The 19,945-nt window shown below is 68.9% G+C and carries 17 protein-coding genes; 12 read left to right on the forward strand and 5 right to left on the reverse strand.

Annotated elements, in window-relative coordinates; translation table 11 throughout:
- Positions 1-185: 185 nt before the first annotated feature.
- Positions 186-752 (forward strand): hypothetical protein, encoded by a 567-nt coding sequence (locus AB4Y72_RS03300; protein WP_441424738.1) that lies wholly within the window; start codon positions 186-188, stop codon positions 750-752.
- 75 nt (positions 753-827) lie between these two features.
- Here AB4Y72_RS03300 and AB4Y72_RS03305 read toward each other — a convergent pair whose 3' ends face one another.
- The 3 genes from AB4Y72_RS03305 to AB4Y72_RS03315 form a co-directional block, all read right to left on the reverse strand.
- Complete coding sequence (locus AB4Y72_RS03305) at positions 828-2,528, reverse strand: DUF885 domain-containing protein (protein ID WP_441424739.1); 1,701 nt, start codon at positions 2,526-2,528, stop codon at positions 828-830.
- Between the two features lie 94 nt (positions 2,529-2,622).
- Positions 2,623-2,865, reverse strand: a complete 243-nt coding sequence (locus tag AB4Y72_RS03310; RefSeq protein ID WP_441424956.1) for an acyl-CoA carboxylase subunit epsilon — start codon at positions 2,863-2,865, stop codon at positions 2,623-2,625.
- A gap of 5 nt (positions 2,866-2,870) precedes the next feature.
- Positions 2,871-4,454, reverse strand: a complete 1,584-nt coding sequence (locus AB4Y72_RS03315; RefSeq protein WP_441424740.1) for an acyl-CoA carboxylase subunit beta — start codon at positions 4,452-4,454, stop codon at positions 2,871-2,873.
- Positions 4,455-4,869: 415 nt separating this feature from the next.
- Here AB4Y72_RS03315 and AB4Y72_RS03320 point away from each other — a divergent pair, with 415 nt between their 5' ends.
- The 9 genes from AB4Y72_RS03320 (at position 4,870) to AB4Y72_RS03360 (ending at position 15,337) form a co-directional block, all read left to right on the forward strand.
- A complete protein-coding gene (locus AB4Y72_RS03320; protein ID WP_441424741.1) occupies positions 4,870-5,775 on the forward strand; it encodes an SDR family oxidoreductase in 906 nt (301 codons plus the stop codon).
- A 185-nt stretch (positions 5,776-5,960) separates the two neighbouring features.
- Positions 5,961-6,902: a biotin--[acetyl-CoA-carboxylase] ligase gene (locus tag AB4Y72_RS03325; protein ID WP_441424742.1), complete on the forward strand. Its 942-nt coding sequence runs from the start codon at positions 5,961-5,963 to the stop codon at positions 6,900-6,902.
- Positions 6,895-7,494: a PH domain-containing protein gene (locus tag AB4Y72_RS03330; RefSeq protein ID WP_441424743.1), complete on the forward strand. Its 600-nt coding sequence runs from the start codon at positions 6,895-6,897 to the stop codon at positions 7,492-7,494. The genes AB4Y72_RS03325 and AB4Y72_RS03330 overlap by 8 nt, the downstream gene beginning before the upstream one ends.
- The gene (locus AB4Y72_RS03335) at positions 7,484-8,722 is read left to right on the forward strand and encodes an adenylate/guanylate cyclase domain-containing protein (protein WP_441424744.1); all 1,239 of its coding nucleotides are present in this window, start codon (positions 7,484-7,486) and stop codon (positions 8,720-8,722) included. Before AB4Y72_RS03330 ends, AB4Y72_RS03335 begins: the two co-directional genes overlap by 11 nt.
- Positions 8,723-8,861: 139 nt before the next feature.
- On the forward strand, positions 8,862-9,650 hold the full coding sequence (locus AB4Y72_RS03340; protein ID WP_441424745.1) for a PP2C family protein-serine/threonine phosphatase: 789 nt from the start codon (positions 8,862-8,864) through the stop codon (positions 9,648-9,650).
- Positions 9,651-9,719: 69 nt separating this feature from the next.
- Positions 9,720-12,017 carry an NAD-dependent DNA ligase LigA gene (ligA, locus tag AB4Y72_RS03345; RefSeq protein WP_441424746.1) on the forward strand — a complete coding sequence of 766 codons (2,298 nt, stop codon included), beginning with the start codon at positions 9,720-9,722 and terminating at the stop codon, positions 12,015-12,017.
- Complete coding sequence (locus AB4Y72_RS03350; RefSeq protein ID WP_441424747.1) at positions 12,014-12,856, forward strand: inositol monophosphatase family protein; 843 nt, start codon at positions 12,014-12,016, stop codon at positions 12,854-12,856. The genes ligA and AB4Y72_RS03350 overlap by 4 nt, the downstream gene beginning before the upstream one ends.
- A 147-nt stretch (positions 12,857-13,003) precedes the next feature.
- Positions 13,004-13,507, forward strand: a complete 504-nt coding sequence (locus AB4Y72_RS03355; protein WP_441424748.1) for a GNAT family N-acetyltransferase — start codon at positions 13,004-13,006, stop codon at positions 13,505-13,507.
- A 111-nt stretch (positions 13,508-13,618) separates the two neighbouring features.
- A complete protein-coding gene (locus AB4Y72_RS03360; RefSeq protein WP_441424749.1) occupies positions 13,619-15,337 on the forward strand; it encodes a SulP family inorganic anion transporter in 1,719 nt (572 codons plus the stop codon).
- Positions 15,338-15,415: 78 nt separating this feature from the next.
- Here AB4Y72_RS03360 and AB4Y72_RS03365 read toward each other — a convergent pair whose 3' ends face one another.
- Together AB4Y72_RS03365 and AB4Y72_RS03370 are read right to left on the reverse strand one after the other, a co-directional pair.
- Positions 15,416-16,087 (reverse strand): response regulator, encoded by a 672-nt coding sequence (locus AB4Y72_RS03365; protein WP_441424750.1) that lies wholly within the window; start codon positions 16,085-16,087, stop codon positions 15,416-15,418.
- A complete protein-coding gene (locus AB4Y72_RS03370) occupies positions 16,080-17,819 on the reverse strand; it encodes an ATP-binding protein (protein WP_441424751.1) in 1,740 nt (579 codons plus the stop codon). Before AB4Y72_RS03370 ends, AB4Y72_RS03365 begins: the two co-directional genes overlap by 8 nt.
- 192 nt (positions 17,820-18,011) lie before the next feature.
- Between AB4Y72_RS03370 and AB4Y72_RS03375 the strand changes: the two genes are divergently transcribed.
- On the forward strand, positions 18,012-19,472 hold the full coding sequence (locus AB4Y72_RS03375) for a CitMHS family transporter (protein ID WP_441424752.1): 1,461 nt from the start codon (positions 18,012-18,014) through the stop codon (positions 19,470-19,472).
- Positions 19,473-19,648: 176 nt separating this feature from the next.
- Positions 19,649-19,945 (forward strand): Asp-tRNA(Asn)/Glu-tRNA(Gln) amidotransferase subunit GatC, encoded by a 297-nt coding sequence (gatC, locus tag AB4Y72_RS03380; protein WP_441424753.1) that lies wholly within the window; start codon positions 19,649-19,651, stop codon positions 19,943-19,945.

A 19,945-nucleotide genomic window follows, 5' to 3' on the forward strand; every position in this document is an offset into this window, starting at 1 on the left:
CGGGGCAGGATCCGGGGCGTGGGTCAGCCCGGAATTCACAGCCTGATTCACAGGAAAGTGAAAGGTGGGAAACAGCAATCTCTGCTCGGGCGGGTGCAGACTGGAGATGCTCATGGGGCAGACTTCCCCGGAAGGGCCGGCAGCTTCAATCGCCGTCACCGCACGGCAGATCCAGGAGACAGGTCATGTCACGCACAACCAAAATCGCACTCAGTCTGGGGGCCGCGGCGGTGGCGCTGGGGGCCGGGCTTGGGGTGGCCGGGGTGGCCGCTGCCACGACGACGCCGAGTCCCAGTCCGACCCCCAGCTCCAGCGCGCCGGGGGACACCTTCGCGGGCGGCCACGGCATGCACGGCGGGCGCCACGGCCACGGAGGTGCCCAGTTGGGCAACCGTGCCAGGGAGCTCGCCGCCAAGTTGGGCGTCGACGAGGCCAAGGTTGCCGACGCCTTGAAGGCGTTCCGCGACGCCAACAGGCCGTCCGCCCCGCCAGCCACCCCGCCGGTCCCAGGGCAGAAACCGGACCGCGCCGCGAGGGAGAAGGCCCTGGCCGCTTCCCTGGCGAAGTCACTCGGCCTCGATGAAGCCAAGGTCACGGCCGCCCTGGAGGAACTGCGCGCCGCCAAGCACGCCAATCACGCGGCAGCCCTCAAGCCCCGGCTTGACCAGGCCGTCAAGGACGGGACCCTGACCCAGGCGGAGGCGGACGCCGTCACCAAGGCGGCGGAAAAGGGTGTGATCGGCGGCCGCTAAAGGCCTGCCCGCTCAAAACACATGAGGTCCCCGGATATTTCCGGGGACCTCTCTCGTTGCGGAACGGGCGGCTCCTTAACCGAGCAGGGCGCGCTTGAGGGTGTCGAGGCCCACCGATCCGATGTTCAGGGCCTTGGTGTGGAACGCCTTGAGGTCGAAGCCGGGGCGGGATTCGAGCTCGGCCCGGATCTGCTCCCAGAGCCGCTGGCCCACCTTGTAGGACGGCGCCTGCCCCGGCCAGCCCAGGTAGCGGGTGAACTCGAACTTCAGCTGCCCCTCACTGATCGGCAGGTTGGCCCGGAGGAATTCGAAGCCCTTGTCCGAGGTCCAGATGCCGCTGCCCCAGCGCTCGGGGACCTCCAGCTCCAGGTGCACGCCGATGTCGAACACCACGCGGGCCGCACGCATGCGCTGCATGTCCAGCATGCCCATGTGGTCGCCCGGATCGCTGAGGTAGCCCAGTTCCTGCATGAGCTTCTCCGCGTAGAGCGCCCAGCCTTCCCCGTGGCCCGAGGTCCAGCACACGCTGCGGCGCCACTTGTTCAGCAGCTCGCGCCGGTAGGTGGCGGTGGCGACCTGGAGGTGGTGGCCCGGCACGCCCTCGTGGTAGACGGTGGTGGTTTCGGCCCAGGTGGTGAAGGTGTCCTCGCCGGCCGGCACGGACCACCACATCCGGCCGGGGCGGCTGAAGTCCTCCGACGGGCCGGTGTAGTAGATGCCGCCTTCATCGGTGGGTGCGATCCGGCACTCCAGCGTCTTCATGACGTCCGGGATCTCGAAGTGGACGCCGGCGAGCTCCGCGACGGCTTTGTCGGACAGTTCCTGCATCCAGGCCTGGAGGGCGTCCGTGCCCTTGAGCTGGCGGGCGGGATCGCTGTTCAGGATCTCCTTGGCTTCCTCGATCGTGGCGCCGGGCCGGATTTCATCGGCCACCCGTTCCTGCTCGGCTATGAGGCGGTCGAGTTCCTGCACGCCCCACGCGTAGGTCTCCTCCAGATCCACGGTGGCGCCGAGGAAGGAACGCGAGGCCAGGGCATAGCGGCTGCGGCCCACGGCGTCCTTGGCCGGGGCAACGGGGAGCAGTTCGGCTTCGAGGAACCCGGCGAGCCGGGCGTAGGCGACGCGGGCGGCCGCCGTGCCGGCCTCGAGCTCGGCCTGCAGTTCCGGCGAGAGCGGGCCGTCCGCGGTCTTGGCGCCCGCGGCGAGCTTCGCGAAGAATCCGTCGTCGGCGGCGTGCTTGGTGGCCTGCTCGATCACGATCGAGACCTGGCGGGCCGCGGCCACTTTGCCGTCCTGCATCGCCGAGCGCAGCGACTCGATGTACCCGTCAATCGCGGCGGGGACGTTGTGGGCCCGGCCCGCGATGTGCTCCCACTGCCCGGCGGTGTCTGTCGGCATGAGGTCGAAAATTGCGCGGATGTCCTGGGACGGGGACGCGATGTTGTTCAGATCCGCCGTGTCCCAGCCCGATTCGTGGATTTCCAGCTGCAGGCCCAGCCGCTCGTGCATGGCGTCCAGGGTGACGGCGTCGACGTCGTCAACGGGCTCCAGGCCGTCCAGCGCCGCGAGGGCCTCGCGCGTGGCGGCGGCGAGCTCCGCGTGTCCGGCGGGGGAGAAGTCCGGGTACTCGGTCTCGTGCCCGGGCAGGCCGAGCTCGGTGGCGAAGCTCGGGTTAAGCCGGATGAGGGTGTCCGTGTAGGCGTCGGCGACGGCGTCGATGGCTGTCTGCTGGCGCGCGGGGGCAGTGTTGTCTGAGGCGATGATTTCGGTAGTCACCCGACGAGACTAGCCCGGCCGTGGCGGTTATGAAAGAGTCACTGAACTTTTTTCGGGGCCGCGTCAGCGACGGGCGGCCCGCTTTCGCCGCTGCTTAGCCGAGGCTGCGGCGCCAGGCGTCCGGACCCGGCCTGGGGGCCAGCCGGAGCTGCTGCCGGCGGACCCAGTGCCGGACGCCGGGACGTTCCGGCGCCGCCTCCGTGCCCTGCCCCAGGGACAGGACGACGGCGGTCAGCGCCGCCAGCTCCTCCGCCGTCGGGAGTCCCTTGACGACGGAGAGCAGGGCATCGGCAGCATTATCCGCCGCGGCCGGCGCGGGTTCAGCGGACTCGGGCATCGCCGTCACAGCGGGATGTTCCCGTGCTTCTTGGCGGGCAGGGCGGCCCGTTTGTCCCGGAGCGCGCGCAGGCCCTTGATGATCTGCACCCGGGTCTCGGACGGGGCGATGACCGCATCCACGTAGCCCAGCTGGGCCGCCTGGTACGGGTTGAGCAGCTCTTCCTCGTACTGCCGGACCACCTCGGCGCGCTTGGCTTCGACGTCGCCGCCGGCCTCGGCCACCGCGGCGAGTTCGCGGCGGTACAGGATGTTCACGGCGCCCTGGGCGCCCATGACGCCGATCTGCGCGGTGGGCCAGGCGAGGTTCAGGTCGGCGCCCAGCTTCTTGGAGCCCATCACGATGTACGCCCCGCCGTAGGCTTTGCGGGTGATGACGGTCAGCTTGGGCACGGTGGCCTCGGCGTAGGCGTAGAGCAGCTTCGCGCCGCGGCGGATGATGCCCTGGAATTCCTGGTCCTTGCCCGGCAGGAAGCCCGGCACGTCCACCAGGGTGATGATGGGGATGTTGAAGGCGTCGCAGTGCCGGACGAAGCGTGCCGCCTTCTCCGAGGCGGCGATGTCCAGGGTGCCGGCAAACTGCATCGGCTGGTTGGCCACGATGCCCACCGTGTGCCCCTCCACCCGGCCGTAGCCGATGATGACGTTCGGGGCGTAGAGGGACTGCATCTCGAGGAAGTGGGCGTCGTCCACGATCTGTTCGATGACCTTGCGCATGTCGTAGGGCTGGTTCGCCGAATCCGGGACGAGCAGATCCAGGGCGAGATCGTCGTCGTCGATCTCCAGCTCCTGCTGGTGCTCGAGCACCGGGGCTTCGGCGAGGTTGTTCGAGGGCAGGAAGTCCAGCAGTTCGCGGACGAACTCGACGGCGTCTGCCTCGTCCGAGGCCAGGTAGGTGGAGGTGCCGGTGGTGGCGTTGTGCTGGCGCGCGCCGCCCAGGGTCTCCATGTCCACGTCCTCGCCAGTGACGGTCTTGATCACGTCCGGGCCGGTGATGAACATGTGGGAGGTCTTGTCCACCATGACCACGTAGTCCGTCAGGGCGGGGGAGTAGGCCGCGCCGCCGGCGGAGGGGCCCATGATGAGGGAGATCTGCGGGACGACGCCGGAGGCGTGCACATTGTTGCGGAAGATGTCCGCGAACATCGCCAGGGAGGCGACGCCCTCCTGGATGCGGGCACCGCCGCCGTCGAGGATGCCGACCACGGGGCAGCCGTTGCGCAGCGCGAACTCCTGGACCTTGACGATCTTCTCGCCGTTGACCTGGCTCAGCGAGCCGCCGTAGACGGAGAAGTCCTGGCTGTAGACGGCGACCGGGCGGCCGTCCACCGTGCCGTAGCCGGAGATCAGGCCGTCGCCCAGCGGCTTCTTCTTCTCCATGCCGAACGCCGTCGAGCGGTGCACGGCGAGGGCGTCGAACTCAACGAAAGACCCGGCGTCGACGAGGAGGTCGATGCGCTCGCGGGCCGTGTTTTTGCCGCGCGCGTGCTGTTTGACGACGGCTTCCGGACCGGAGGGCTGTTCGGCACGGGCCTGGCGGTCGCGGAAGTCTGCAAGCTTTCCCGCAGTCGTGGTCAGATCGTGGCTCATCAAGTGTCTCCGGCTCTGTCGCTGGTTGTTCGGTCGCTATAGTTCGCTGGCCCTGATCCGCGTGGCGCTTTAGTTGGTATGCACAAAAGCAAGGCCTCGATGGCAAGTCTAGTGACGCGATCGGCCCGCGCCGCTGTAGAAAACCTACAATTTTCGTTCCATCTCCCGCCGTGACCGCCAAAGATGTTCCCGGCCGCCCCGGCTCCCGCCCTTCCAGCCCGGACCGGCCGCCCCTGCCTAGTCCGAACCTGCCCGGCCCCGGCGCTCCTTCCCGGTTGCTTCCGGACAGTCCGGCTTCGGCCCCCGGATTTCCACGGTCCGGCCGGGCTTCGGGGCGCCGAAGGGCGAAGCAACCGGGAAGGAGCGCCGAAAGCTTTGTTACCCGCCGGTAACATTGGTCCGCTAGAGTGTGCTCATGACTTCAAGCAATGATGCTTCGGGCACCGCCCCTCAGTCCCAGCAGCCAGGACCGTACCAGGCCGCCGGTTCCCTGCAGGACCGCACCATCCTCATCTCCGGAGGCAGTCGCGGTATCGGCCTGGCCATCGCGCTCCGCGCGGCCCGGGACGGCGCCAACATCGTCCTGATGGCCAAGACCGGCCAGCCCCACGCCAAGCTGGAGGGCACCGTTTACACGGCCGCCGAACAGATCGAGGCCGCGGGGGGCCGGGCGCTGCCGCTGGTCGGCGATGTGCGCAACGACGCCGACGTCGCCGGGGCCGTCGGCGCCGCCGTGGACCGCTTTGGCGGGATCGACGTCGTCATCAACAATGCCTCGGCGATCGACCTCTCCACGACCGACACCGTGGACATGAAGCGCTACGACCTCATGCAGGACATCAATGTCCGGGGCACGTTCCTGCTCTCGAAGATGGCGCTGCCCGCCCTGCGGGCCTCCGACGCCGGGCACATCCTGACCCTTTCCCCGCCGCTCAACCTGGACCCCCGATGGGCCGGCAGGCATCTGGCCTACACCATGGCCAAATACGGCATGAGCCTGACCACGCTGGGACTGGCCGAGGAACTCAAAGCCGACCGCATCAGCGTGAACTCACTCTGGCCGTGTACCTTGATCGACACCGCCGCCATCCGCAACATGCCCGGCGGCGAGCAGATCGTCAAGGGCGCCCGCGGCCCCGAGATTATGGCCGACGCCGCCCACGCCGTGCTGACCGGCGGCAACGCGCTGCCCGCGCACGGCAGCCGGAGCGGGAACTTCTACACCGACGAGCAGGTGCTGGCGGCGGCCGGCGTGGCGGACTTCAGCCCCTACAGCCTCGGCGCGCCGGAGGACCAGCTGGCGCCGGATATCTTCCTCTGAAGTTGCTGGGTGTTTTCGGCCGCCTCCCGGCGGAAAGCACCCGCGTTTGCGGATCCGACGGCGGAAATCCCCGGCGTGTCGGGCCGGCCCGCCGGGGCCGCCGGCCAAACGTGGGGAGGATCCGCGAAGGTATTGAGCCCGCATGGGCGGGAGCCGGGCCGTACATTCCTCGGTAGGATTCAAGGATGGAAGCCGTGCAGGAAACCCCGGACCGTCCGCCCCTGGATCTCGATGCCCTCAGCGACGAGGCATTCCTGTCCGCCAACGGGATCCCGGGCCTGACCGTGGTGGACTCCACCGGCTCCACCAATGCCGATCTCCTCCGGGGCGTGAGCGAGGATCCCGGCGCCTGGCCGGACCTGTCGGTGCTCGCCGCAGAGTACCAAAGCGCCGCGCGCGGCCGTCTGGACCGCCATTGGGAGGCACCGGCGCGGAGCTCCATCTCCGTCTCGCTGGTGCTCCGCCCGGTCAACGCCGCCGGCCGTCCGCTGCCGACCCACAGCTACTCGTGGCTGTCCCTTCTCGCCGCGCTCGCCCTGCGCGAAGCCCTGACCGAAACGGCCGGGCTTCCCGCGGAACTCAAATGGCCCAACGACGTCCTGGTGCGGGGCCGGAAGATCGCCGGCATCCTGGCCCAGCTCGGCCCGCTCGGCGGCGCGGGCACGCCGCCGGTCATTCTCGGCACCGGACTGAACGTGACGCTGACCGAGCCTGAACTTCCGGTCCCCACGGCCACGTCCGTGCTGCTGGAGAACCCTGACACCGTGGACCGGACCGAGCTCCTGAAGAGCTATCTGTCCCGCTTCGCCGCGCTGTACCGGAGCTTCTGCAATGCCGACGGCGACCCTCACGCGGGCATGGCCGGCGGTCCGTCTCTGCACAAGCGGGTGGAGCACCTGCTGACGACTTTGGGCAAGCAGGTCCGTGCCCAGCTCCCGGGCGACCACGAGATCATCGGCCATGCGACGCGCCTGGACGAATACGGTTCGCTCCTGGTGGTCGACGCGGCAGGCCACGAACATGTGGTGACTGCCGGCGACGTCGTGCACCTGCGGCCGTGGAATCCGGCCGGAACCGGCGACCAGGGCGGTGCCGGCCGCGACGGGGCAGAAAGCGGTTATGCGTAAAGTGCTCCTGCCGGGAGAGCAAGTGATTGTGGTGACCCGGCCCCAGCCCAGGATGCTCGTTGTCCCCGGACTGTTCTTCGTTGTTGTTCCCGCCCTGGCCGCGTACGCCTGCGCCTGGGTGGTCAAAGGCGGCCCGGCCAAGCTGGTGCCGTTCGTTCCCGCGGACTGGACGCCCTGGCTGGTCGCCGGGTGCCTGGGGGTGGCGGCGTGGGTGCTGCTGGGTTATTGCCTCCCGCGGGTCATGGCGTGGCAGGCCACGCGCTACATCCTGACCAGCCAGCGCTTAGTTACCCGCTACGGCATGTTACGGCGGCGCGATCAACAGGTCCCCCTCGCCGCCGTCCGTCATGTGGCCATCGAGCAGTCCTTGCTGCAGCGCCTATTGCGTTCGGGGAATATATCCTTGGAGACCGGGTACCCCCCGGCTACGGTGGTACGCGATGTTCCGGAGGTCGCGATATTCCGCAACTTCATGCTTGACGCCATCGGCGATCTGCCCAGGGGCGAGACGAACGGGGCGGACGGCATGACGTACAACCCGGGTGAGGCAATGCCATGGGAGACGAGAGAAGGTGGAAGAGATGAACGCTGAGAACGTCCACCAGGACATTGACCTGGGCGCCCGGGAGCTGCCCCGGGAGCCCGGGGACGGCCCGGTTGCAGGCGACGGCGCCGAACCGGCCGCAGCGCATACCGAACCCGCCGCCCCGCCCACAGCGGACGCCGAACCCGCTGAACCCGAACCCACCGAACGCGCCGCCCCGCCCACCGGAACGATGTCCGCCGATCGGCTCGCCGCGAAGGCCCTGGAAGCGCGGTTGCTGGGCGGCGAGCGCAGGCTCAGGCGTCGCGAAGTGGCCGCCGGCGCCGGCCTCTCGCTCCTGTCCGCCAGGAAACTCTGGCGCGCCCTCGGGTTTCCCAATCTCGGGGATGAAGACGTCGCCTTCACCGAACGCGACCAGTCCGCCCTGTCCACCATCGTGGACCTCGTCCGTGACGGCAAACTCACCGAGGAAGCCGCCATTTCCATCACCCGGGCCATCGGCCAGATGACGGACCGGATGGTGGTGTGGCAGATCGAGGCCCTCGTGGAGGACATGGTCCAGAAGCAGGGGGTGCCGGACGCCGTCGCGCGCAAGCAACTTGTGACGGAGCTGCCGAACCTCATCGACGCGCTCGAAGAAATGCTGGTCTACTCCTGGCGCCGCCAGCTCAACGCCGGCGTCCAGCGCCTGGCGGTCCGGGCCGAGGCCGGACTGCAGTCCAGCGAAGAGGGCCGTGAAGGCGACGAGGACGACGCGCCGCTGCCCCTTGCCCGGGCCGTCGGCTTCGCGGACCTGGTGTCCTACACCAGCTTGTCCCGCCGGATGAACGAAAAGACCCTCGCCCAGCTCGTGCAGCGCTTCGAAAACAAGTGCGCCGAAATCATCTCCGTCGGCGGCGGCCGCCTGGTCAAGACGGTCGGCGACGAGGTCCTCTACATAGCCGAAACGCCAGCGGCCGGCGCCGAGATTTCGCTGGCCCTTTCCCGCGCCTTCACCGAGGACGAGATCCTGCCGCAGGCCCGCGTTGCCATGGTCTGGGGCCGGATTCTGTCCCGGCTGGGCGACATCTACGGGCCCACCGTCAACCTCGCCGCACGCCTGACCGCCCTCGCGGACCCGGGAACGGTGCTGGTGGATTCCATGACCGCGGCCGCCCTGGAGCAGGACGAGCGCTTCGTCCTGGTGCCCCGCCCGGCCGAGGACGTCCGCGGGTTCGGCGAAATCCATCCGGTGCAGTTGCAGCCCGGCAGCGGCCGGGGCCTCATCCTGGACTGAGCGCCGTCGGAGCCCGGCTGCACCCGTGGCGTTCTTCTCAGTTGCGCGGCGCATATGCAATAGTCGGACCGGCAGCTGTGACCTGGCCGGGGTTGTGACCGCCGTCAATTTCGCGCGCACCACTGGAACTAGGACTGCCATGAACCCAACGCAAGACACCCCCTTCCCGCTCTCCAACGCGCAAGGGGGACTGCGACTGCAGTGCGGATACGGCACGGACCGGGGCCTGCGCCGCGAGATGAACGAGGATTCCTTCATTGCCGCCGATCCCGTCTTCGCGGTGGCGGACGGTATGGGGGGCCACGAGGCGGGGGAAGTTGCCAGCGGCATCTGCGTGCGCACCCTGGCGGAGCTGCCTCAATTGAAGTCCGGGAGCCGGGACGCCACGGCGGCCATCCTCCAGGAGTACTTGGTCAAGGCCGACGCGGACATTCGTGAGGCCACGGGATCCCAGGCCGGGACCACCCTGTCCGGTGTGGTGGTGGTGGAACAACTGGACGTTCCCTACTGGCTGGTCCTCAACATCGGTGATTCCCGCACCTACCGGTACAGCCACGGCGAGCTGGCCCAGGTCAGCGTGGACCATTCCGAGGTGCAGGAATTGGTCGACGCCGGCGAGATCACCGAAACTGAGGCCTCCGTCCATCCGCGCAGGCACGTCGTCACGCGCGCCCTTGGCGCCGGCGACGAAGCCGAGGCCGACTACTGGCTGGTGCCCCTTGAAGACGGCGACCGGATCCTGGTCTGCTCCGACGGTCTCAACGGCGAGCTGGGCGATGAGCAGATTGCCGGGATCCTGGCGTCCGAGGCGGACCCTCAGTCGGCGGTGGATGAACTGATCCAGGCGGCATTGCGCAGCGGTGGCCGGGACAACGTCACGGCGATTGTGGTGGACGCCCGGACTGCCGCCGGGGACGTGCCCGTCTGACCGGCCGGCGTCCGGCCAGCGGCCGGACGGCAACCGGACAACGGCGCGGATCTAGGGCAGGATAGGTCTGTGAGCACAGGGAAGACCGCAGCAGGGACTGAAGAAGCAGCCGTAGAAACCCCCGGGCACGTCCCGGTACTCCAGGGCCCCGACGGGCAGCAGGTCCCGTCCGGGGACATCCGTGCGGAGTACGAGGACCTCGTGGAGCAGGTCCGGCGACACCGGTTTGCGTACTACCAGCAGGACGCGCCGATCATCTCCGACGCCGAGTTCGACGAGCTCTACCGGCGGCTGGAGACGCTCGAAGCGATGCACCCGGAGCTGGTGGCCAATGATTCGCCCACGCAGGAAGTGGGCGGCGAGGTGTCCGCCGCGTTTACCGCCGTCGAGCACCTGCAGCGCATGTACAGCCTGGAAGACGTCTTCTCGCTCGAGGAGCTGGAAGCGTGGATGGCGAAGGCCGAGGCGGGCATCGCCAAGCTCGGCAACGGCGGCAATCCGGCGTCTTGGCTCACCGAACTGAAGATCGACGGCCTGGCCGTCAACCTGCTCTACCGCGACGGTGTGCTGGTCCGGGCCGCAACCCGCGGCGACGGCACCACCGGCGAGGACATCACTCACAACGTCCTGACCATCAAGGAAATCCCGCGGCAGCTCAGCGGCACCGGCTTCCCGGCGGAGATGGAAGTCCGCGGCGAGGTCTTCATCCCGTCCCAGGCCTTCGCCGAATTCAACGAGGCCCTGATCGAGGCCGGCAAGGCTCCGCTGGCCAACCCGCGCAACGCCGCAGCCGGTTCGCTCCGGCAGAAAGACCCTGCGGAAACCGCGAAGCGCCCGCTGCGGATGTATGTCCACGGCATCGGGGCCCGCGAGGGACTCGACACGATCAGCCAGTCGGACACGTACCGGCAGCTTTCCGAGTGGGGCCTGCCCACGAGCCCGTACTTCGAGGTCCTGTCCGGGCTGGCGGACGTGCTGGCGTTCATCAAGCGCTACGGCGACAAGCGGCACAGCCTCACCCACGAAATCGACGGCATTGTGGTCAAGGTGGACGACTTCGCCACGCAGCGGGCCCTGGGCTACACCTCCCGGGTGCCGCGCTGGGCCGTGGCCTACAAGTACCCGCCGGAGGAGGTCCACACCAAGCTGCTGGACATCGCTGTCAACGTCGGCCGCACCGGCCGCGTCACCCCGTACGGCGTGATGGAACCGGTCAAGGTCGCCGGCTCCACCGTGGAAATGGCCACCCTGCACAACCAGGAGGTGGTCAAAGCCAAAGGCGTGAAGATCGGCGACATCGTGGTGCTGCGCAAGGCCGGCGACGTCATTCCGGAAATCGTCGGTCCGGTGCTGGCGCTCCGGGACGCCCAGGACCCGCCGGTCCGGGACTTCATCATGCCCACCGAATGCCCGGCCTGCGGCACGCCTCTGGCTCCCGGGAAGGAAGGGGACGTTGACATCCGCTGCCCCAACTCCCGGTCCTGCCCGGCGCAGCTGCGCGAACGGGTCTTCCACCTCGCCGGCCGCGGCGCTTTCGACATCGAGGCCCTCGGCTGGGAAGCCGCCATCGCCCTGACCCAGCCCGCCGAGCCCGCTACGCCGCCGCTGACCACAGAGGCGACCCTGTTCGACCTCACCCCGGAGCAGCTAGCGGACGTCCGCGTCCGCCGGGAGAAGCGCTCCAAGGGCGCGGGCACCGGGGAATTCGAGCTGGTGCCCTACTTCTACACCAAGGCCACCGCCAAGACCCCGTCCAAGCCCACGGCCACCACGGACAAGCTCTTCCGCGAACTGGAGAAGGCCAAAACCCAGCCGCTCTGGCGGGTCCTTGTGGCGTTGTCCATCCGGCATGTCGGCCCGCGGGCCTCCCGCGCCCTCGCCACCGCGTTCGGCAGCATGGACGCCATCCGGCAGGCCTCCGAGGAGGAGCTCGCCGGCGTCGACGGTGTGGGCCCGGTCATCGCCCAGGCCTTGACGGAATGGTTCGCCGAGGACTGGCACTGCGACATCGTGGACCGCTGGGCGGCCGCCGGGGTCCGCATGGCGGACGAACGCGACGACTCCACGCCGCGGACCCTGGAAGGACTGACCGTCGTGGTGACCGGGAGCCTTGAGGGCTTCAGCCGGGACGAGGCCAAGGAAGCCATCCTGATCCGCGGCGGCAAGGCGGCCGGCTCGGTTTCGAAGAACACCAGCTACGTGGTGGCGGGCGAGAACGCAGGCACCAAACTGGACAAGGCTGAACAGCTCGGCGTCCCGGTCCTGGATGAGGACGGTTTCCGCGCGCTGCTGGCGAACGGCCCTGCCACTGCCGGTGAGCCGGACGACGGCGGGGATCCCGGCGCCGTTGCCGAGGCGGCCGAATGAGTGCCCGCCCCGTGGGCCCGGCCGCCCCGGAACCCGGAACGGCGGCGCTGCTGGAGCTGGCAAAGGCGGCCGCGGCCGCCGGCGCGGCGGTCCTGGCCACCCGGCAACCGGCCGCCCTCGACGTCAGCAACAAAGGCGACTCCGGCGACTGGGTGACCGCGTTCGACCTTGCCGCCGAAACCGCCGTCCGGGATGTCATCACCGCTGCCCGGCCGCGGGACATCATCACGGGGGAGGAGGGCGGCACCGTGCTGCCGGCGGAGCCCAGCGGCTACCGCTGGTCCATCGACCCCCTCGACGGCACCACCAACTTCATCCGCAACATCGTCTACTACGCCACCTCGGTGGCGGTGGCGGACCCCGACGGCGTCTGGCTGGCCGGCGTCGTCAGTGCCCCGGCGCTGGGACGGACCTACTACGCGTCCCGCGGCGAGGGGGCCTGGCTCGAGGAGCAGGGCCGGCTGACCCCCCTGCTCGGGCCCGTCCCGGGACGGACGGGCCAGATTCTGGCCACCGGGTTCAGCTACGATCCCGCGGTCCGGGCGGAACAGTCCGCCGGCCTGGCCAGCCTGATGGAAGGATTCGCCGACATCCGCCGGCTGGGGTCGGCGGCCCTGGACCTGTGCCTCGTGGCGGACGGGACGCACGATGCCTACGGTGAGCGCGGGCTCAACGAACACGATTTCGCCGCCGGTGCCCTGGTTGCCGAGGAGGCAGGCTGCTGGGTGCGGCGGCCGCGGCTCACCAGCCCGCTGGCCGGCGGCCCGTCCGACGATGAACGCCTGGCCGCCTGGACATGCGCCGGATCGCTCGAACTCTCCGGCAAGTTCCCGCTCTGAACGACTTCCTCCGGGGACGCCCTGATCCGGTCCCGTGCTGGTCACAGTGGCTGCTGGTCAGCGTGGCTGCTGGTAAAAAGTGATAGTTCAGTCACGGAAACTGCTTTTCCGGGCCAACGCCGCACCGGCGACCCGTACCATTGACAGGTGCCTTCGCAGATCCTCATACGCCCCGCCGTTCCGGCCGACTACGACGCCATAGCGCGCATCACCCGGGACGCCTACCTGGCCGCGGGCTACTTCGACGACGCCGACCACCCCTATATGCTGCAGATCCAGAACGTCGCCCAGCGGGCCGCGGACGCCACGATCTGGGTGGCGGAGCGGGACGGCACGATCCTCGGTTCCGTGACGCTCGCGGTCGAGGGCGAACCGTACGCGGACATCGCCCTGAGCGATGAGCTGGAATTCCGCATGCTCGTGGTGGACCCGTCGGTCCAGCGCAGCGGCGCCGGCAAGGCCATGGTCCAGGCCATCCTCGACCACGCCAGGACCCTGCCAGGAATCCATGCCGTGGCTCTCACCACCGGGGTGAGCTGGGAAAGCGCCCACGGCCTCTACCGGAAGACCGGCTTCGTCCGGACCCCGGAACGCGACTGGCTGGTCCCGGGCACGGACATCAAACTGCTCGTCTACCGCCAGGAACTCTAAACAACGCGGGGCCACGTACGGCCCATTCCGGCACCGTTGATGGACCATACCTGACCCCGCGTCGCTTGCGTGGCTCTGGCGGAACCGCAGGACTTGGGGTATGAAGAGCGCATGACCAGGGCGCAAGGACAGGGCCCCACCCGGGTTCCCATATTCGGCCAGCTCCGTTCCTATGACCGCGCGTGGCTGCGGGGTGATCTGATCGCGGGCGTCACCGTTGCCGCCCTGATCGTCCCGAAGAACCTGGGGTACGCCGGCATCGCCGGGATCCCGCTGCAGAACGGTCTGTACGCCGCGGCTGCCGGGGCGCTGCTCTACGGAATTTTCGGCAGCTGCCGGCAGATCTCGATGGGACCCAGCTCGGGCCTGGCCGCGGTGGCCGCGAGTGCCGTGCTGGCCGCGGGCATCACCGGGGAGCAGGACATCGCCTCGTTCGTCGCGGGCATCACCCTGGCTTCAGGGGTCCTGTTCCTGCTCCTTGCCGTCCTCAAGATGGGCTGGATCGCGCAGTTCCTCTCCAGGGCCGTGGTCACCGGCTTCCTCTTCGGTGCGGCGATCGACGTCGTGATCGGGGAGCTGCCCAAGCTCACCGGGACCGAGGTCACCGGATCGAATCCGATCCAGGAACTGTGGTCCTGGCTAGGGACGCTGGGGGAGGCACACCAGGCGACGGTGATCGTTGGCGTCATCGCTCTGGCCGTCGTCTTCGGACTCAAGGCAATCGCTCCCCAGGTCCCCGGAGCCCTGGTCCTCGTGGTGGGCGGACTGCTCGCGGCGGCATTGTTTGATCTTGGCGCAAAGGGCGTGGCGCTGGTGGGCGACGTGCCACGAGGGCTGCCCTCGCTGAAGATCCCGGACGGCCAGCTGATGTGGGACCACGCGGGCACGGTCGCGCTCGCGGCGGTGGCGCTGGTCCTGATCGGATTCTCCCAGACCGCCGGAGATGCTCGCGCCTTCGCCGCCAAGCACCGCTACCAGATCGACATCAACCAGGAATCGACGGCCCAGTCGCTCGCCAATTTGGCCGCTGGCGTGTTCCAAGGGATGCCGGTCTCGACAAGCCTCTCGGCGAGCTCGCTGAACGACCACTCCGGAGCGAAGACCGGGCTCGCCTCCCTCACCTCGGGTGTTACGGTCCTGCTCACGCTGCTGATCCTGGCGCCGCTCTTCTCCAACCTGCCCAAGCCCGTTCTGGCGGCCCTGATCATCGAGGCCGTCGTCATGGGCATGATGAACGTGCCGGAGATGCGGCGGCTTGCCCGGGTGCAAAAGGTGGACTTCTGGATCGCGGTCGCTGCGATCCTCGGAACCCTGGTGTTCGGCGTCCTCGCCGGCGTCATCATCGGCATCGGGCTCTCGCTGATCTGGCTGGTCGCGGTGGCCACCCACCCGGCGATGCCGGATCTTGGCCGCGAACCGGGCACCCAGGTCTTCCGTGAAGCCGGGGAGCACCCCGGCGATGAGGTGCTCCCCGCGGTCGCGGTGATCCGGTTCGACGGCGGCCTGTTCTTCGCCACCGCCGACGCCCTGGAGGATCGCCTGCGCGAGGTCGTCCACGCAAAGCCGGGGACCACCGGGATCGTGCTGGACTGCGGCGGCATCAACTTTGTCGATTCGCAGGGCGCGGCCAAGATGGACGAGATCGTGACCCTGGCCCGCGATGCCGGCGTCAACCTGCGCCTCACGCGCCTGAAGCCCGCAGTCCGGGCAGTCCTGGAACGCGATGGCGTGATCGAACACCTCGGCGCGGACATGATCCACGGCAACATCCACAGGGCAGTGGAGGCGGAACAGGCCGCCGCGGAACGGGGCCGGGCGGACACCGGCTAGACCCAACGCGGGGTCACTTGCGGTCCATCGCGGCGGTCCTGATGGGCCGTAGGTGACCCCGCGTTGCTTTGCGGAGGGCTAGAGGCCGGTTCCTGCGGGAATCCCGTAGCGGTGCTCGGGGCGCCCGGTGGTGCCGTAACGCAGCTGGATGTCGACGGCGCCGTCGTCCGCCAGCGCGGACAGGTACCGTTGGGCGGTGGCCCGGGACACGCCAACCCGGGCGGCGACGTCGGCCGCGGAATACTGCTCGCCCGGAACCAGGGATTCCAGCACCGCGGCCTCGGTCGCGGAGCGGGGACGGGAGGACGCAACGACGTCGCCCGGGATCAAGGCGCGCTTGGCGCGTTCCACCGACTGCTGGTTGACGGATCCCGGCTGCGCCAGGATCCGCCGGTAGCGCGCGTAGGAGCGCAGCTGCTGGGAGAGGGCTTCCGCCGTGAAGGGCTTGAGCAGGTAGCCCAGTGCCCCGCGGCGGAACGCGAGCCGGAGCGACGCCGTGTCCGAGGCCGCGCTGAGGATTATGGTGTCCACGTCCAGCTGATGCAGCAGATCCAGGCCGGAAGCGTCCGGCAGGTAGACGTCCAGCAGCACCAGGTCCGGGCGCAGGCTGTGGATGGCCTGCAGGGCCTGCGAGGCCGAGCCGGCCGGCGGCAGTGCCAGGAAACCGGCGACTGAATCCACATAGGCGGCATGCAGCTTGGCGACGTGGAAGTCATCGTCGACAATCAACACCCTGAAATCCTCAGACATCGGTGTCCTTTCCGGGTGGCTGGGTTGCTTCCGTAGTTGCTGTTCCTGCCGCCGTCGTCCCCGGCAGGGTCGCGACGAACACGGCGCCCGGGCCGCCGGGGGAGCCGGGATCCAGCACCCGCACGTCCCCGCCGCGGCGCCGCGCGAGCTGCCGGGACAGCGCCAGCCCCAGGCCGTGCCCCGCGCCCGCCCGCGCCGGGCGGTCCGACGTCGTGTAGCCCTCCACGAACACCGCCTCGGCCTCCGTGGCCGTCATTCCGGCGCCCAGGCCGTCGCCCGAGTCCGCCACCACGATGTGCAGCGTGCCGGCGCCGCCGTCCGTCCCCGGCTCGTCCAGCACTTCCACTTCCACCCAGCGCTCGGAGGCGGAACCGGCGACGGCGGCGTTCACGGCATTGTCGATCAGGTTCCCCAGCACGGCGGTGACATCCTGCGGTTCGGTGACGTGACCGCGGACCAGGGATTCCGGCCCGAGGCGGAGGCTCACGCCGCGCTCGTCCGCCTCGACGCCCTTGGCACCCAGGAAGGCCTGCAGGTAAGGGTCCTGGAGCAGCTCGGCCTGGTCCACCGGGAAGGTCAGCGGGCCGGTGGCCGCCAGTTTGGCCAGATAGTCCCGGGCCTGCTGGGACTGGCCGATGCTCATGAAGCCGGCAATCGTGTGCAGCTGGTTGGCAAACTCGTGGCGCTGCGCCCGCAAGGCCGCGGACATCGTGCCGACGGCGTCGAGCTGGCGGGTCAGCTGCTGCAGCTCGGTCCGGTCCCGCAGCATCACCACCCAGCCCAGGTCTTCGCGTCCATGCAGGGCCTTGCGGGCGCTGGCCACCAGCACCCGGCCGCCGGCCACGAGTTCCACCGCCTCGCCCTCCGCCGCATCCGCCCGGGTCAGGGCCTTCAGCTGGCCCGGCACGGGAGCCGCCGCCCAGGAGGCGCCCGCGAGGTCGGGAACACCGAGCAGCCGCCGGGCGGCGGCATTGAAGACGCTGACCCTGCCGTCGGCCGCGACGCCGATCACGCCGTCGTCCACACCCTGCAGCACGGCCACCTGGTCGTGCACCAGGGTGCTGATTTCCTCCGGCTCCAGCCCCAGCGTCAGACGCTGCAGCCGCCGCCGCAACAGGAAGGAAGCCAGGATGCCGACGACCAGCGCGCCGGCGGCCGTGACGGCGATGGGAATGATGTCCCGGGCCAGGCTTTGGCTGATGGATTCGGTGGAGTACCCCACGCTCACCTCACCCTCGACCTTGGTGGAGTCCGGGGCGTACACCGGTACCTTGGCGCCGGCGGACGGACCGAGCGTGCCCGTGTTGCGCGTGGTGACCTCCTTGCCGGCGAGGGCTTCCGAGGGGTCGGTGCTGACCTTTTCGCCGAGCCGCTCCGCGTCCGGGTGCGCCAGGCGGATGCCGGTCTCGTCCGTGATGACCACGAACAGCGCCCCGGTCCGGGTGCGGGCACCTTCCGCGGCAGCCATCAACGGACCGGCCAGCAATTCCGCTGCCGGGGGAGCGGCGGGAAGGGCACTGACGGACCGGACCTCTGCCCGCACGGCCGGATCCGAGGCCACCGTCCGGGCCAGCGTCAGCGCCTGGCTCTCGGCCTCCCGGCCCAGCCGCTCGTACGTCAGCCAGGCATGGACAGCGCTGCTCAGCAGCACCACCAGCGCCACGACACCAAGTTGCAGCAGCAGGGTCTGGGTGGAAAAGCGCAGGGCCGGCAGGGCTGTGCGGCGCTTCATCGGGCTCCTGCCTGGGGTCGGTACGGTGTCGGTTTTGGGGTCGGTTCGCGTGTGAGCAAAATGCGCAAAATGCGTCCAATAAGCAGTATGCCAATCAATTGAGCCAAAGGCCCAGCCGTGACGGACGCCACTCTAACGTCTGTAGTGCGCATCACACCGTAGTGGTGTCATTCAACGAAGAAGGAGCCGGCCGTGCTGGTATTACTAGGATTCGCCATGATCGCGGTATTCATGGTGCTGATCATGACGAAGAAGTTGACGCCCGTACTGGCGCTGATCATCGTTCCCACAATTTTCGGTCTTTTCGCCGGCGCCGGCCTCGGCATCGGCACCATGGTCATGGACTCCATGAAGTCCATGACGTCCACGGCCGCGCTGCTGATGTTCGCGATCATCTACTTCGGCCTGATGATCGACGTCGGGCTCTTCGACCCCCTGGTCCGGTTCATCCTGCGCAAGCTGGGTAACGACCCCGCCAAGGTGGTCCTCGGCACGGCCATCCTCGCCGCGGCTGTTTCGCTCGACGGCGACGGTTCCACCACCTTCATCCTCACCACGGCGGCGATGCTGCCGGTCTACCTGCGGCTCAAGATGAGCCCCGTGGTCCTGACCTGCGTGGCGGGCCTGGCCAACGGCACCATGAACATCCTGCCGTGGGGCGGCCCCACCGCCCGCGCCGCAACCGCGCTGAAGCTGGACGTCAACGACGTCTTCGTTCCCATGGTCCCGTCCCTCATCGCAGGCCTCATCGTGGTGCTGGCCTTCTCCTGGCTGCTCGGCCTGCAGGAACGCAACCGCCTCCACTCTCTCGCCCCGGAGATCTGGGGCGCCGGTGACGCCGGGATGTCCGACGGCGGCGCCGGCCGCTTCGGCTTCGGCCGCAAGGGTACCGGCCCCCGGGTCCCAGGCCCCGGTGCCGCTGGCCCCGCCGCTGGCCTTGCATCGGTCGCCGTTCTGGACAGCACCGAGGAACTTGTTGACGCGAGCGACTCCGCCATGGCGGACACCGCACTGGACCCCAACCGCAAGACACTGCGTCCCAAGCTGTTCTGGTTCAACCTCGGCCTGACGGTTGCCGTCATGGGGACGCTCGTCGCCAACGTCGTGCCGCTGCCGTTCGTGTTCATGGTGGGCTCCGCCGTCGCCCTGCTGGTCAACTTCCCCAAGGTCAAGGACCAGGGCGCCCAGCTGATCGCCCACGCACCCTCGATCGTCGCTGTCGTGAGCATGGTCATGGCCGCCGCGGTCCTGACCGGCGTCCTCAACGGCACGGGCATGGTCAAGGCCATGTCCACCTGGCTGGTCCAGGTCATCCCGGCGGACATGGGGCCGCTCATGGCCGTCATCACCGGCCTCCTGAGCATCCCGATGACGTTCTTCATGAGCAACGACGCCTTTTACTTCGGCGTCCTCCCGGTCCTCAGCGAGACGGCGGCCCACTACGGCGTCGGCGCCGCAGACATGGCCCGCGCGTCCATCACCGGCCAGCCCTTCCACCTGCAGAGCCCCCTGGTCCCGGCCATCCTGCTCCTGGTCTCCCTCGCCAAGGTGGACCTCGGGGACCACCACAAGAAGGTCCTCTGGCGCACGGCCGTGATCTCCCTGGTCATGCTCGGCGTAGGAGTCCTCACCGGAGCCATCGGCATCGGCTAACGCCCTCTGACGGCACCGCCACGGCACCCCCACAGCAACGCGGGGTCACCTACCGCCCATTCCGGCCGCCCGGATAGGCCGTAAGTGACCCCGCGTTGCTGTGGGACCGGCAGTAACAGCAGTTCAACCCACGTAGACTGGGACGGAAAATAATCCATACCTTGCAGGGGAGATCCATGGCTGCGATCAACCGCGACGACGTCGCGCATCTCGCGCATCTCGCGCACATCGAGATGAGTGCTGAAGAGCTGGACAGGATGGCCGGCGAACTCGCCGTCATCGTGGATTCAGTGAAGTCTGTCAGTGAAGCCGCCGGTGATGACGTCCCGGCCACGTCCCACCCGATTCCGCTGACCAATGTGTTCCGCGAGGACGTCGTGGGCCACACGTTTACGGCCGAGCAATCCCTCTCCGGTGCCCCCGACGCGTACGAAGGCCGTTTCAAGGTCCCGGCAATCCTGGATGAGGACTAA

It is taken from the genome of Arthrobacter sp. YAF34, assembly GCF_052113245.1.
GTDB lineage: Bacteria > Actinomycetota > Actinomycetes > Actinomycetales > Micrococcaceae > Arthrobacter.